Origin of the sequence: Paeniglutamicibacter sp. NPDC091659 (assembly GCF_044756805.1) — a bacterium.
Lineage (GTDB): Bacteria > Actinomycetota > Actinomycetes > Actinomycetales > Micrococcaceae > Paeniglutamicibacter.
This window is the reverse complement of sequence record NZ_JBIVTO010000007.1, coordinates 149905-164184: the sequence shown is the minus strand read 5'-3', so window position 1 is coordinate 164184 and position 14280 is coordinate 149905. Positions and strand designations below refer to the sequence as shown.

Here is a 14280-nt window from a genome sequence, read left to right as displayed (position 1 = left end):
CTGCCATGCACCGCCCGGTCCCACGAATCCGCCGGAACGAATGCTAGCCGGCCACGGCCAGCGAAATCGCCGCACCCACCAGCATGAACGGGCCGAAGGCCACCGAGGAACGCATCGTCACCTTGCCGGTCAGCAACAGCACGCCGGACCACAGCGCCCCCAGGATGAAGGCCAGCGCGGTGGCCATGAGCAGGTGCGAGTAGGACACGAACCCCAGGTAGAGGCCCAGCACCGCCGCGAGCTTCACGTCGCCCAGGCCCATTCCGGCGGGTGCGATCAGATGCAACACCATGTAGCCGGCGAAAAGGATGACCCCGCCCAAAAGCGTCCGCAGCAGCATGGCCGGGTCGCCCGCCAGCAGGGCCGCCGCCCCGAGCAGTACCGCCGCGGCCAGGAACCACGGCCAGAGGATCCGGTTGGGCAGCAGGTGCGAACGGAAGTCGATGGCCGTGAGCCTGACCGCGTTGACGGCGAAGAGCAGGACCGCGCACGCAGCCAATATTCCTGCCGCCACCATCATCGGGCTCTGCGTGGTGAGCCAACCCCAAATTTGTACTGGCATAGGCCACACACTATGCGCAAAGCCGACCCCGCGTCCGAAAGGCGCGCCCCGGCTGTTCATAAAACCGGGGCTCCACCTGCATCGGAACGCTTCCTCGGCATTCGTCGGCAAGCGGGTCGATCCTCGCTAGACTGATCCCATGGACCAGCTCAATGGCGCGGCAGTGTTCCCGGACCCTGACCGGGCTCCCAGCAAGGAGCTGATGGGGCATTTCCGGCGGCTTGCCCGCTCCTCCCCCTGGCTTTGGAAGACCATCCAGATCGAGATCAGCGCCCACGATCCCGAGCACCGGGCCGTGGGCTTCGCCGCGGAGAACCAGCCGGAGAGGCTCACGGTGCTGATCCGGCGCCCCGACGCGGTCCGCGTGGAGGACCCGACGGGCAAGGTCCTGTTCCGCACCGACACCATCAACGACTCCAAGTCCGCATCGTTTGTCGCCGCGACCCGGAAGTCGTGGTTGCTGCCTCCGCAATTGCTCGCCCCCGTCTACGGGGACGACGGACTCGTCTCCCGCCGCCCGGAAGCCGCATACGTCAACGCGCTCATGCCGGTGGGCATGTGGAACGCCTTCCTGGACCCGGTGGAAATCGCCGGCTTCGCCCCCGGGCCCGCCGACCTGCCGTTCCCGCACCCCAGCACCATCCATGCGCTGCGTGAGATGCGCGACGAGGCGGGCCGACCCTGCCTCGAGGCGGACCTGTCGCGCGGCCATTCATACTCCCCCGTGGTTCCGGATGCCCCGCTGCTTGGCACGGGCGTCACCCGGCTGCGCCTCGACAGGGCCACCGGCCTGTGCGTCGAGCGCACCATCCTCACCGGCGAGGACGCCGGTGCCGAGCACCACGTGAAGATCCTGGCCGTGGACCAGTACATGATCGACGGCCTCTTCACCCAGCCGAAGGCCTCGCTGTCCGACGTGCGCGAGGCGCCGCTGTGGCCGATCCCGTCGCCGGGAACCCACGCGCCGGGCCGACACCAGCGCTAGCCGTGCGGCCGGCACTCGGGTTCACGTGCCGGCCGCCGGCCCCTAGCTGAACTTCTCTTCCAGCAGCACCGTGACAAGCGCGGCGATCTCCGAACGCTCGGAGCGGGTGAGTGTGACGTGCCCGAAGAGGTGGTGCCCCTTGAGCAGCTCGACCACCGCGGCGACGCCGTCGTGGCGCCCCACTCGCAGGTTGTCGCGCTGGGCCACGTCGTGGGTGAGCACGACCTTGGAGTTCTGTCCGATGCGTGAGAGCACAGTGAGCAACACATTGCGTTCCAGGGACTGGGCCTCGTCGACGATCACGTAGGCGTCGTGCAGCGAGCGACCGCGGATGTGGGTCAACGGCAGGATCTCCAGCATCCCGCGGCTGAGCACCTCGTCGACCACGTTCTTGGAGACCACCGAGCCGAGCGTGTCGAAGACCGCCTGCGCCCAGGGGTTCATCTTCTCGTTCTCGGCGCCCGGCAGGTACCCGAGATCCTGGCCGCCGACCGCATACAGCGGGCGGAACACCATGATCTTGCGGTGCTCGCGGCGTTCCATGACCGCCTCCAGCCCGGCGCACAACGCCAGCGCCGACTTTCCTGTTCCGGCACGCCCGCCGAGCGAGACTATGCCGACCTCCTTGTCCAGCAACAGGTCAAGGGCCAGCCGCTGTTCGGCCGAGCGTCCGCGCAGCCCGAATGCCTCGCGGTCCCCGCGCACCAGGTGGACCAGGTGGTTCCGGTCGACCCTGCCCAACGCGGAGCCGCGCGGGGAATGGATCACCAACCCGGTGTTGCAGGGCTGGTCGGCAACTTCCGGGATTTCCAGGGATTCGGCGGCATACAGGGCGGTCATGTCCTCTTCGCCGATGCTCAGTTCAGCGACGCCCGTCCATCCGGAGGAGGCAACCAGTTCGTTGCGGTATTCCTCGGCATTCAGCCCCATCACCGAGGCCTTGACGCGCATGGGCAGGTCCTTGGACACGAGCGTGACATCGACGCCCTCATCGAGCAGGGACTTGGCAACGGCCAGGATCTTGGAGTCGTTGTCCGAGTTGCGGAATCCGACGGGCAGAACCTCGGGGGAAATGTGGTTCACCTCGATGCGAAGCGTTCCCCCGGCATTTCCCACCTGCATGGCGTTTGCCATGCCGCCGGCTTTCCGGCCCATTTCATCAAGGGTGCGCAGGGCCTCACGGGCGAAAAAGCCGATCGTCGGGTCGTTGCGCTTGTGTTCCAGCTCCATGATGACGATCAGCGGAAGCACCACGTGGTGTTCGGCAAAATGCAGCATGGCGTGGGGGTCTGCAATCAGTACCGAGGTGTCCAGCACGAAGGTGCGCGTTGGCTCGATATCGGTTTGGGTCGACTGCTTCTGGTTTGCTACCACTTTTGACTCCCATCGGGGCAAAATCCCCTGCAACGGTTGTAGGTGGGTAGGCATCCGTCGGGGAGCATGGTGACCAGTATCGACGAATGCTTCGCAGTATCGCCCATCCGGCTTCCTCCCCTCGGAACCGCCCTGCCGGACAATGACGGATTCATTGTCCGTCAAGACCAACCTACGCCCTAAGAGTGAACTAGTCACCGGGTATTTTTTGAACGGAAGGGGTCGGGCGCGCAAACACCTGAAACTTCCGGCCGAAGGGCAAGGCACGGCGGGCTCCGGACCGCCGGAAATCCCCGCCGAATGCCGGTAGCGTTCCGTCATTTCCGCGGCGGTGGCGGTCGGTGCGGCCGTGCACCTGGTGGATGCCGGAACCGGCGCGGGAACTTCGCGACACAACCGCACCCGGACCGCAGCATCGTCTTGGCCTCGCTGGTCGGATTCAGGCTGTTGACACCCACCCGCGACCAAGCGGCCATCCGCTCCATCGACCCCGGCGGCTGCTCCATGTTTGAGTGCAGCCAGCATCCGGAGCCCTCAAGCCATGGATTCGACCTAATCAGGGCGCGCTTAGGGAATCCATCCATCCCCGAAGGATCCGGTCGATTCCCACTCCACGGAAATTAAATTCCCAAATAGTGGGAATTTAATGATTCCCGCCATGGAATCTGCCCCTAAAATCGGTGTCATGACTAGAGAATCGACCGCTTCCGTGATAGCGGACAGCGGCGCTTCGCGTTTTGTTGACATCCTGCTGGAGTTCGCCAGACACCGCACCTTGACGGCGGCGCAGATCACCAAGATGACAGGCATCCCGGTCAGTGCCGTCTACCGGCATCTGACGGCGCTGGTCCACTCCGGCCTGGTCGCACCGACCCCACGCCGGGGCCAATACAGTGCCGGCCCGGAATCACTCAGGCTCGCGGCAAACTTCCGCCAAGAGGCCGTCATCAAGAGCCATATCAGCGCCCACCTCCAATTGCTCTCCGACGAGACCCAGGAACTGGCCGCTTACTTGGTGGTCAGCGGCGACCAGGCGCTTTGCGTGGAAGCCATCGAAGGTCCGCAGATGCTGCGCTGCAGCTACTCCGCCGGCCTGGCACACCCGCTGCACCGCGGGGCAAGTGCATTGGCCCTGCTGGCTCACCTGCCGGAGGAAAGGCAGACGCAGATCATCGCCGGACTGGACCTGGGGGCTGCCGAACAGGACGCCTTGCGCCGTGAGCTGCGCATCGTCGTCGCACGTGGATTCGCGGTAAGCCAGGGGTCCGTGGATGCGGGAGTCTGGGGCGTCAGCTTTCCCGTCTTCGATGCCGCCGGGCAGCTCGCCGGCGCAGTCAGCACCATGGCCCCCAGTGCCCGGGCCATTCGACACGAGAAAACACTCATTGGGCTGACCCGTACCGCGGCCCTCACCTTCAATCCCAACGACAAAGGAATTTCATGACCACCGAATTCAGCCCGCTCCCCTGGACCGGACGGGATGACGGCCCCGGGCCCCAGCACCGACGCTGGCACCATGCAGTGAACTCCCCGACGACGGGGGAAGCCGGCATTGCCTTGCTCGGTTTCCGCAGCGACGAGGGAGTCCGACGCAACAACGGGCGTGTCGGCGCGGCGGATGCCCCCGCCGCCATCCGGACGGCGCTGTCGTCCCTGTCTGCCGATTCGTCCCTGGTGGCCACGGATCTGGGCGACATCGCTGTGGCGGATGGAGACCTGGAATCCGGACAGCGGACCTTGGGGACCGCAATCGCCGCAGCCATCGATTCCGGGAACCTGCCCATCGTGCTGGGAGGCGGACATGAAACCGCCTACGGCAGCTACCTGGGTCTGCGATCCAGTTCGACCATGGCCGGAAAGAAGCTGGGCATCCTCAACCTTGATGCGCACTTTGACCTGCGTTCGGATCCCGTTCCGTCATCCGGGACGCCGTTCCTGCAAATCGCAGTCGCCGAGACCGCCGAGGGCCGTGACCTTGAGTATCGGGTTGTCGGCATCAGCGAACCGAACAACACCGCCAAACTCTTTGACTCGGCAGCCGAATTCAACGTCAAGTACCTGCGCGACGAGGAATGCGGTCTCGCGAACGTCGAATCCGTCAAGGCGTTCGTCGCCGATTTCCTCAGTGAGGTCGACGCCCTCTACCTCACCATCGACTTGGACGTGCTTCCCGGGCACCTTGCCCCGGGCGTCAGCGCCCCTGCGGCCCTTGGCGTTCCCTTCGAAGTCGTTCTAGCCGTGTGCAAGCTGGTGGCCAACACTCCCAAGTTGGTCCACGTCGATGTCGTTGAGCTCAACCCCCGCTTTGACACAGACAACAGAACCGCCCGCGCCGCTGCCCGGCTGATCCACACGATTGCGGCAGCGCACGCAAACACCCGCCGAACCGTCCCGGCATCACCGATCCATCCCGCGAATTGAGCTCCAATGAAGAAACTATTCACCCGTTCCCGCATGTGGGCCGTTGCCGCGGCCTCCGTGCTGGCCATCACCGGATTTGCCGCCCAGCCGGCGAGCGCCGAAACCACTCCTCCGCCTGCCCCGACGTCGACGAAGCTCGCTGACCTTCAATCGGGCAAGACCACCCTGAAGGTCGGCACCGACGCCACCTTCCCGCCGTTCGAGTTCACCGATGCCAACGGCGACAAGATGGGCTTTGACATCGACATGGTCAACCAGCTCGCCGCCAAGGCGGGCATCAAGCACGTCGAGTTCGTGCAAATGCCGTTTGGCAACATCGTTCCGGCGCTGCAGGCAAACCAGATCGACGTCGGCGCATCGGCCATCTACATCAGCTCCGAGCGGGCCAAGGCCGTCGACTTCTCCGACGTCTACTACCCGGGCGGCCTGGGAATCTTCGTCTCCGACTCGAACACGTCGGTTAATTCACTGGCCGACCTGGCCGGCAAGAAGGTCGCCGTCCAGGTGGGAACCAAGTCCGTCGAATGGCTGGAACAGAACCAGCCCAAGGCCGAACTGATCCAGGTCCAGACCAACGACCAGATGTTCATGTCAGTGAAGCTGGGCCAGGCCGACGCCGTTGTCACCGGCCAGCCGGGCGGACGCTACTTCATCCACGAGCAGGGCGGCCTGAAGCAGGTGGGCGACCGCCTGACGAATGAAAACTACGGGTACGCGTTCCAAAAGAGCGATACCGCCATCAGGGACGCATTCAACACCGCGCTCAAGGACCTCCACGCCAACGGCGGCTACGACAAGCTCACCACGCAGTGGTTCGGCGACGTGGTCGACGCTCCGACGGAAGGCGCCAAGAAGCACAGCCTGATCAACATCTCATCCATCACCAATTCCGCCGGGCCGTTGTGGAACGGGCTGATGACAACACTCCAGATCATTGGCATGTCGTTGTGCCTGAGCCTGGGCTTCGGCATGCTGGGCGGTTTCGCAAGGCTTTCCAAGATCCGTCCGATCCGCTGGATCGGCACCGTGTATGTCTCCGTCATCCGCGGCACCCCGTTCATCGTCCAGCTCTTCTTCATCTACTTCGGCCTGCCGCAGCTGGGCCTCCAGCTTCCGCCGATGGTGGCCGGCGTGCTCGCCCTGGGCCTGTATAGCGGTTCGTACGTCACGGAGATCGTCCGCGGCGCCATCCAGTCCGTCGACAAGGGACAGATGGAAGCCGCGCGTTCGTGCGGCATGAGTTCCGGCTCGGCACTGCGCCACGTGATCATTCCGCAGGCGTTCCTGCGCATGCTTCCGCCGCTGGGCAACGAGTTCGTTTCCCTGACCAAGAACTCCGCGCTGGTGTCCTTCGTGACCATCAGCGAGCTGTTCCTGGTTGGCCAGACCATCATCTCCCGCACCTTTGACGCACTGACCGTGTACCTGTTCATCGGTCTGGTTTACTACATCCTCACCAACATCATCGGGCTGGTTGCAAACCGCCTCGAGAAGAAACTGGCGGTTTACATCTAATGGCACTCCTGCAGACCACGGCAATCACCAAGACCTTTGGCAGCCTCAAGGTGCTCAACGGCATCGACTTCATCATCGAACCCGGCGAAGTGGTTGCGGTCATCGGCCCCAGCGGCGGCGGAAAATCCACGTTCCTGCGCTGCCTGAATCTGCTGGAAACCCCCACCTCCGGCCATGTCATCTTCGACGGCGAGGACCTGCTGGCCCCCAACGTCGACTTGGACCGGCTCCGCTCCCGCATGGGAATGGTGTTCCAGCAGTTCAACCTGTTCCACAACATGACGGCACTGAAAAACATCATGCTCCCGCAGATGAACGTGTTGGGCACCAGCAAGGCCGACGCCGAGAAGCACGCCCTTGAGCTGCTGGAGAAGGTGGGCATGACGCACCGTGCCCATGCCTACCCGAGCCAGCTCTCCGGCGGCCAGAAGCAGCGCATCGCCATTGCCCGCGCCGTCGCCATGAGCCCGAAGCTGATGCTCTTCGACGAGCCCACCAGCGCCCTGGACCCCGAGGTAGTCAACGACGTCCTTGCCGTGATGACCGACCTGGCCAAGGACGGAATGACCATGGTGGTAGTGACCCACGAGATGGGCTTCGCCCGCAAGGTGGCCGACCGCGTGGTCTTCGTCGACGGTGGCGTCATCGCCGCGGACATGGCACCGGACGAGTTCTTCTCCGACACCAACACCAACCCCCGGGTTCGCGCATTCCTGGACAAGGTCCTCTAGGGGTCCGCCTAACCAATGGCATTGGAGGGGTCGCTCCGGACGCAGTCGCGTTCGGGGCGGCCTCTTGTGGCATCGTGGCCAGCCCGGCGAACCCTGCCGCCCGGCCAAGTCCCGCTAGGAACCGAAGCGGCGTTGGCGGTCGGAAAAGTCGCGCAGGGCCCGCAGGAAGTCCACGCGCCTGAAATCGGGCCAGAGTGCCTCGCAGAAGTAGAACTCCGAGTAGGCGCTCTGCCAGGTGAGGAAGCCGGAAAGGCGCTGTTCCCCGGAAGTCCGGATGACCAGCTCCGGGTCGGGCTGTCCGCTGGTGTAAAGGTATTTGGCCAGCTGGTCCGGATCCAGGTCCGCGGCGATTTGTGCCGCGTCAAGCCCCTTGGACTGACCCTCGAGCAGCAACGCCTTGACGGCGTCGACGATCTCCCGGCGACCGCCGTAGCCGACCGCCACGTTCACGTGGATGCCTGTGATGTGCACCGTGGAGGCCTCGAGCTCGCGGAGCTTGTCCGCAAGGTAGTCCGGAAGCAGTTCCAGGGCTCCCACCGGGTGAACCCGAATAGTTTTCGTTTCACCGAGCCGGTCAAGGGTGTTGGCGATGATGCCCATGAGGTCGTCCAGCTCCTGGCTGGAACGGCTCATGTTGTCCGTGGAAAGCATGTAGAGGGTGACCATGTTGATATCGAGTTCGCGGCACCAGCCAAGGAACTCGAGGATCTTGTCGGCACCGGCTTGGTGTCCGGTCGCGGTGGTGGCACCAGCGAGCTTGGCCCAGCGGCGGTTGCCGTCCACCAGCACCCCGATGTGCGTCGGAAGCTTTTCCGGGCTCAGCGAACGTCGAATCTTCCGCTCATAGAGTCGATAGACGAAACCCGGTAATTCCACCGCATACTCCCGCATTTAATCTGGCCGGTGCGGCGATTGCCACACCCTATACCCAACGCTACCTTTTGGGGGCACCTCGTGGTGGCATGACGCGGTGCGGACGGGTGTGAAATTGCTGCGAAAAATTCATTACTTTCAAGTAACTTACCAAACCGTAGGTATAGGATGGGGCCATGACCAAGGCACCACGCCCCCAGTCCGCAAGCATGCCAACCATCACGGCCGTCCCGGAGCACAAACCGTTGCTGCGTGGCTGGATCCACGCCGTGATGGCACCCATTGCACTGGCTGCGGGAGCTATGCTCGTGATGCTGGCCCCTCCCGGGGGCGCGAAAACCACGAGCGCCATCTACGCATTCACCGGAGTGCTGATGTTCACCATCAGCGCCATCTACCACTTGGGCAATTGGTCCCCCATGGTGAAACGCGTCCTCAAGCGCCTGGACCACACCAACATCATGCTGCTCATTGCAGGTTCCTACACCCCGCTGGCCTGGGCGCTCCTTCCGCCACACAAGGCAACGATCCTACTGCTTGCCATCTGGATCGGGGCACTGGCCGGGGTAGGGTTCAGGATCTTTTACACCGATGCCCCGCGCTGGCTCTACACCCCGGTCTACGTCTTGCTGGGCCTCGGCGCGTTGCTTTTCATCGGCGATTTTTACGCCGCAAACCCGGCAGCGGCGATCCTGATCTGCGCCGGCGGCGCCTTCTACATTGCGGGAGCCGTCTTTTACGCAATGAAGCGGCCCAACCTCAGCGAACGCTGGTTCGGATTCCACGAACTTTTTCACGCATTCACGGTTGCCGGGTTCACCTGCCATTTCATCGCCATCATCATGGCGGTGCTGGGCACCGCCTAAGCGTCTAGGGCTGCCTGGACCAGGCCCGGCAGGAGCAACGAGGCAAGGGATTGCAGGTCGCCGACCGGGGCATGGCAGACTCCGCCGCGGCACACGTAGAGCCGCAGCGCCCCACCGGGCCCGGGCGGATAGCCGGTTGACGCGGAGCCAGGCCGGGGCATCTCGCCCCATTGGGAGACGCCCGCCAGGATGCCCAACCGCATCGCGGAACGGCGTTCCGCCGGCGTTCCTCCGGCGACGGCCAACTCGGCGCTCGAGGAGTGCACAAATCGCGTTGCGACGCCAAGCGCGCTGCCAGCGGCATGCGGGGCCTTGTCTGCAATGGCGGGCACAAAACCCACGAGCCGGCGCACCAGGTCCAGGTCCGATTCGATCCCGGCGTCGTAGGGGTCCGTTCCTGCCAGTTGGGCCAACCCCGCCCGGTTCAGCAGCGCCGAAGCAAGCAGCGAGGTGGCAGAGGGCACCGCATCGTCAAGCGCCTCGGCGGTGCGTGCGCCGGCCCTGCTGGCCAGCACCCGCGGGTCGTCATCGGGTGCGTCGAAGGGTTGCCCGCCGGGCAGGAACTTCTCGAGAGCGGCCCGAAGGACCGCATTCGCCCGCCCGATCCACGCAGGTTCCCCGCCGCAAACGGCCAGGGCCTGGAATCCCAGCGCCACACCCGCATAGTCTTCGAGCACGCCGGCGATCGCCGTGTTTGCCTGGCCCCGGTAACTCACCCGGCGCAACGACCTGCCGGCGGCATCCCAGTGGGTGCTCCACAGGTAGTCGGCCGCATCGCCGGCCAGACGCAGCAGGGCCGGGTCGTCCAGCAGCGCCGACGCCTCGGCAAGCGACTGCACCATGAGCCCGTTCCACCCGGCGACGACCTTTTCATCCCGCGAGGGTTGGATCCGCAGCGAACGGGCCTCCCCCAACGCGGCGAATGCCGCATCCAGGGCCGCCCACTCCCCCGGGGCCGGGGTGCGCGAAAGCGCAATCGTCAGTTGCGGTTCCTCGGGTCCGGGCTCCTCCGCCGCGCGACCGTCCCAGAGGGCCCAGAAGATGTTCCCGCGGTCGGGAACCAGCGCTGCGGCCTCGGTGCGGCTGAAGGTGTAGGTCGCCCCCTCGCGGTGGATACCGTCGGGCATCACGGTGTCCGCGTCGAGTGAGGAAGCGAAGCCGCCCCCGGGGAGCAGCATTTCCCGCTCCAGCCAGGCCCCGATGCCCGCCGCTGACCGGCGCGCGAGTTCGCGGTCTTGGGCCTCCGGCAGCTGCACGCCGGCACGCGCATAGACGCCCAGCAGCTGGGCGTTGTCGTAGAGCATCTTCTCGAAGTGCGGGATCTTCCAGCCCGCGTCAACGCAGTAGCGGGCGAATCCTCCACCGACGTGGTCGGCCAGTGCGCCACGCGCCATCGTGCCAAGGGTCCGCGCGGCCAGTTCCGTTCCCCGTACCGCCGAGGGGCCCGGGCCGAGCCCGGCGCGCAGCAGGAAATCAAGCACCGCCGAGGGCGGGAATTTCGGCGCGGGGGCAAAGCCTCCGGTGGGGTCTTCGAGCGCGGCGAGCCGGTCAACGGCGGCGGCCACCACCGGGGCGAGCAGCGGCTCGTCGGAGGAGACGGGAAGCGGCAGCGAACGGGAGAACATCTTGGCCTGCCCGGCGGCCACCGAGCCCAGGTGGTCGGCCAGGGCGGTGGCCTGCTGGACAAGCTGGGGCCGCCGGTTCACCCAGGCGTCGTTCACGGCCTCCAGCACCTGGCCGAAGGACGGCGTTCCGGGCCGCGGAACCGGCGGGAAGTACGTGCCGGCGTGAATCGTCCGCCCGTCGGGGAGCGTGAAGACGCTCATGGGCCAGCCGCCGGCGCCCGTGAGGGTCTGGGTGGCTGCCATGTAGATCTGGTCGACGGCGGGGTGCTCTTCCCTGTCGATCTTGATCGGCACGAAGTGCTCGTTCAGGTAAGCGGCGATTCCCGGGTCGTCGAACGACTCGCGGGCCATCACGTGGCACCAGTGGCAGGCCGCATAGCCGATCGACAGGAAGACCGGGACATCCCGTGCCGCGGCCTCGGCGAATGCCTCATCCGAGTACGGCCACCAGTCGACAGGTTGGTGCGCATGCTGGCGCAGGTAGGCCGAGGCGCTGCCGGCGATTCGTTGACCCATGTGGCGAGCCTACTCCAGGCGTGTCTGCGTTGGCACCGGAACCGGCCGGTGCCAACGCGCGGGGCCTAGCGAGCCGGCTTGTCCCCGGGCTCGTCGGGCTGGATCTTCTTGCCGCGCTCGACGAGGTCCTGCTGGCGGGCCTCGGCCTCGCCCTGGTAGCGGACGCGGCGGATGCGGCGGGTCATGTCGCGGATGATGAAGATGGTGACGATGACCAGGGCTGCCGTCGCAACGAACCCGGCGAAACCGGGGCCGATGGACTGGGCCGCATCGCCCGGCGGGGCGATCGGAACGGGGGAAGGCGATACGGAGGCTGCATACTGCAGGAACGAATACACGCGCGAGGCTCTTTCTAAAAGTTGGCAGCCGGGAGAACCGGCACGTTATCTATCTTAGTCCGGCAAACAAATCGTTCTCCGGCAGCTCCGTGGGAACCGCGGACTTCACCAGGGTGAAGTCTTCCCACGGCCAGGCCCTCTCGTAGATCGCTTCGGGCACTGCGAAGAAGAACCCCTGGGGGTCGATCTGGGTCCGGTGGGCCAGCAACGCGGCGTCGCGGTGCTTGAAGAAGTCCGCGCTGTGGATCTGCGTGGTGGTCTTGTGCGGGGAAACCCACCCGAACATCTGCTGGTCGGGGTGCTTCTCCCACTCGGCGATGCGCTCGGCGTACGGGGAATCAATGCCGGCCTCGAGCATTGCATAGTGCAGCGTCCTGAAGCGCTCGGGGGCAAAAGCGCGGTCGTAGTACAGCTTGGAGGTCTCCCACGCTTCGCCGAGCTCCGGGGAGCTCGCGGCCTTGCCGGCCTCCTCGAACGCGTGCACGGCCACCTTGTGCGCCTGGATGTGGTCCGGGTGCGGGTATCCGCCGTTTTCGTCGTACGCGATGACCACGTGGGGCTTGAACTCGCGGATCAGCTTGATGAGCGGCGCCGCGGCGGTCTCCAGCGGCTGCAACGCGAAGGCGCCGAAGGGAAGGTCCGGCAGCGGGTCGCCCTCGGGCAGCCCGGAATCCACGAAGCCGATCCATCGGTGCTCGATGCCCAAGACCTCTGCGGCCTCGGCCATTTCCCGGCGGCGCACCCCCGCGAGGTCGCGGTGTGCGTGGGCTAGTTCGCCGACCGCGGCGTTGAGGATGTCCCCGCGCTCGCCGCCGGTGCAGCTGGCCACCATGACGCGCGCGCCCGCGGCGACATAGGCAGCCATGGTCGCCGAGCCCTTGGAGGATTCGTCGTCCGGGTGGGCATGGATTGCCAGCAAACGTAGGCCCTGGGAAGGAGCGATCCGCCCCGCGTTGTGATCTTCCACGTGTGTAACTCCAACTCCATATGCTCGGTAAGGGGATCCCCCTGGCCAAGGCTTAGACTGGTAGGGATGATTTCTCCCCGGCCGCGACGCCCATGAATCCGAAAGAGGCGCCCTTGTCCAGCTTAACTAATAGGTACGGTTCGCCCAAGCGACGCCTTGCCAAAAAGACACGCCGGAACATGATCATCGGCGGCCTGTCCTTGGGAGTCATCGGCGCGCTTTACCTTACGTGGGCAACGACGAGCGGTGTCGATTTCAAGGACCAGTCCTTCGTCGTCAGCTCCCCGACGCAGGCCAGTGCCGTCGTGGACATCTCCAAGGACGCCGGCCAGACCGCGCAATGCGAGGTCAGGGCCATGAACGAGTCCTACGCAATCGTCGGCTGGAAGACACTGACCGTGGGTCCGAGCGAGGGCAAGGGCAGGGAAACCACGCGTTTCGATGTCAAGCTCCGCACCGAGTCCCTGGCCACCACCGTCGGCATCGAGGAATGCAAGATCGTCAAGGCTTCCTGACCCCCGGAAGACGGATCCTGCGGCGACTCGCCCAGTACGCCAAAAGCTCAAACTCTTGGGTAAAAGCCCATCGACGGCTAATATCTTTCTAATACGTTATGCCCCGCTACAGAACGTGACGGACGAAGTTCATCACCCATCTGTGCGGGGTCTTTGCTTGCAGGATGTTCGTCGCATCATCGGCAGGGACCGTCTCGGCATGTTGCTCCCTTGCGGGGGCAACCGCCCTGATTACACAAGGAGTACCACCGTGACTACCACCAACCACGAACCAGTCGTCTGGCTGACCAAAGAGGCCTTCGATCGTTTGACCGTCGAGCTCGACCACCTTGCCGGCCCCGGCCGCGCTGAGATCGTCGATCGCATCGAGCAGGCTCGTTCCGAGGGTGACCTCAAGGAAAACGGTGGCTACCACGCAGCCAAGGAAGAACAGGGCAAGGCAGAGGCACGCATCTCCTACCTGAAGGACCTGCTGCGCCGCGCCCACGTCGGCGAGGCCCCGGCCGACGACGGAATCGTCGAACCAGGCATGCTTGTCGAGGCGATCATCGCCGGCGACAAGACCACCTTCCTCTTCGGCAGCCGCGAGGTTGCAGGCGACACTGACCTCGAGGTCTACTCGGAAAAGTCCCCGATCGGTGCTGCAGTGCACGGCGCCAAGTCCGGCGACAAGCTCAGCTACTCGGCCCCGAACGGCAGGGAAATCTCCGTCGAGATCGTTTCCTGCAAGCCTTACAGCGCCTAATCAGACGCCGGGTCGTGCGCAAGCGCGACCGCCCGCTGCCGATGGCTGCCTGCTACTCCCCCGCCGATGCCGGGGAAGAGCCGGCAGCCATCGCTCGTTAAGCGCCAAACCGGCCCGTGGTTCCCGCGGACCGGCGGCACCGGACACACGGCAAAATGGAGGGCCCGGGTTCCGTCGCGTTGGCGACAAAACCCGGGCCCCGCTGCGTTCCCGTGCGGCACCGTCGGCGCCGGGCGGGAACGGATGC

The 14280-nt window shown here is 65.2% G+C and carries 14 protein-coding genes; 8 read left to right on the top strand and 6 right to left on the bottom strand.

The features are described from left to right. Positions 1–43: 43 nt before the first annotated feature. On the bottom strand, positions 44–562 hold the full coding sequence (locus ACIQLF_RS14250; protein WP_400299560.1) for a prepilin peptidase: 519 nt from the start codon (positions 560–562) through the stop codon (positions 44–46). 139 nt (positions 563–701) lie between these two features. Here ACIQLF_RS14250 and ACIQLF_RS14245 point away from each other — a divergent pair, with 139 nt between their 5' ends. Further along, positions 702–1547, top strand: coding sequence for a hypothetical protein (locus ACIQLF_RS14245; RefSeq protein ID WP_400299559.1), 846 nt, complete (start codon positions 702–704; stop codon positions 1545–1547). Between the two features lie 42 nt (positions 1548–1589). Here ACIQLF_RS14245 and ACIQLF_RS14240 read toward each other — a convergent pair whose 3' ends face one another. Further along, positions 1590–2975: a PhoH family protein gene (locus ACIQLF_RS14240; protein WP_400299557.1), complete on the bottom strand. Its 1386-nt coding sequence runs from the start codon at positions 2973–2975 to the stop codon at positions 1590–1592. 631 nt (positions 2976–3606) lie between these two features. Here ACIQLF_RS14240 and ACIQLF_RS14235 point away from each other — a divergent pair. Genes ACIQLF_RS14235 through ACIQLF_RS14220 form a run of 4 tightly spaced genes read left to right on the top strand, consistent with a single transcriptional unit; the run spans position 3607 to position 7588 of the window. After that, positions 3607–4365: an IclR family transcriptional regulator gene (locus ACIQLF_RS14235; RefSeq protein ID WP_400299554.1), complete on the top strand. Its 759-nt coding sequence runs from the start codon at positions 3607–3609 to the stop codon at positions 4363–4365. Further along, positions 4362–5342, top strand: coding sequence for a formimidoylglutamase (gene hutG / locus ACIQLF_RS14230; protein ID WP_400299552.1), 981 nt, complete (start codon positions 4362–4364; stop codon positions 5340–5342). The genes ACIQLF_RS14235 and hutG overlap by 4 nt, the downstream gene beginning before the upstream one ends. Positions 5343–5348: 6 nt before the next feature. Beyond that, positions 5349–6857 carry an ABC transporter substrate-binding protein/permease gene (locus ACIQLF_RS14225; RefSeq protein ID WP_400299549.1) on the top strand — a complete coding sequence of 503 codons (1509 nt, stop codon included), beginning with the start codon at positions 5349–5351 and terminating at the stop codon, positions 6855–6857. Then, complete coding sequence (locus tag ACIQLF_RS14220; protein WP_400299548.1) at positions 6857–7588, top strand: amino acid ABC transporter ATP-binding protein; 732 nt, start codon at positions 6857–6859, stop codon at positions 7586–7588. The genes ACIQLF_RS14225 and ACIQLF_RS14220 overlap by 1 nt, the downstream gene beginning before the upstream one ends. A 114-nt stretch (positions 7589–7702) precedes the next feature. Here the strand turns inward: ACIQLF_RS14220 and ACIQLF_RS14215 are convergent, their stop codons facing one another. Next, positions 7703–8464: an isoprenyl transferase gene (locus tag ACIQLF_RS14215; protein WP_400299546.1), complete on the bottom strand. Its 762-nt coding sequence runs from the start codon at positions 8462–8464 to the stop codon at positions 7703–7705. Between the two features lie 173 nt (positions 8465–8637). Between ACIQLF_RS14215 and ACIQLF_RS14210 the strand changes: the two genes are divergently transcribed. After that, positions 8638–9327: a hemolysin III family protein gene (locus ACIQLF_RS14210; protein WP_400299543.1), complete on the top strand. Its 690-nt coding sequence runs from the start codon at positions 8638–8640 to the stop codon at positions 9325–9327. Here the strand turns inward: ACIQLF_RS14210 and ACIQLF_RS14205 are convergent. The 3 genes from ACIQLF_RS14205 to mca all read right to left on the bottom strand — a co-directional run bounded on the left by ACIQLF_RS14205 (position 9324) and on the right by mca (position 12773). Next, positions 9324–11468: a thioredoxin domain-containing protein gene (locus ACIQLF_RS14205; protein ID WP_400299541.1), complete on the bottom strand. Its 2145-nt coding sequence runs from the start codon at positions 11466–11468 to the stop codon at positions 9324–9326. The genes ACIQLF_RS14210 and ACIQLF_RS14205 overlap by 4 nt on opposite strands. 65 nt (positions 11469–11533) lie before the next feature. Continuing rightward, complete coding sequence (locus ACIQLF_RS14200) at positions 11534–11806, bottom strand: hypothetical protein (protein ID WP_400299539.1); 273 nt, start codon at positions 11804–11806, stop codon at positions 11534–11536. Positions 11807–11855: 49 nt separating this feature from the next. Beyond that, positions 11856–12773 carry a mycothiol conjugate amidase Mca gene (mca, locus tag ACIQLF_RS14195; protein WP_400299538.1) on the bottom strand — a complete coding sequence of 306 codons (918 nt, stop codon included), beginning with the start codon at positions 12771–12773 and terminating at the stop codon, positions 11856–11858. 113 nt (positions 12774–12886) lie between these two features. On the opposite strand from mca, the gene ACIQLF_RS14190 reads away from it, so the two are divergent. Together ACIQLF_RS14190 and greA are read left to right on the top strand one after the other, a co-directional pair. After that, positions 12887–13288, top strand: a complete 402-nt coding sequence (locus ACIQLF_RS14190) for a DUF4307 domain-containing protein (RefSeq protein ID WP_400299535.1) — start codon at positions 12887–12889, stop codon at positions 13286–13288. A 250-nt stretch (positions 13289–13538) separates the two neighbouring features. Further along, positions 13539–14033, top strand: coding sequence for a transcription elongation factor GreA (gene greA, locus ACIQLF_RS14185; protein WP_400299534.1), 495 nt, complete (start codon positions 13539–13541; stop codon positions 14031–14033). Positions 14034–14280 lie beyond the last annotated feature (247 nt).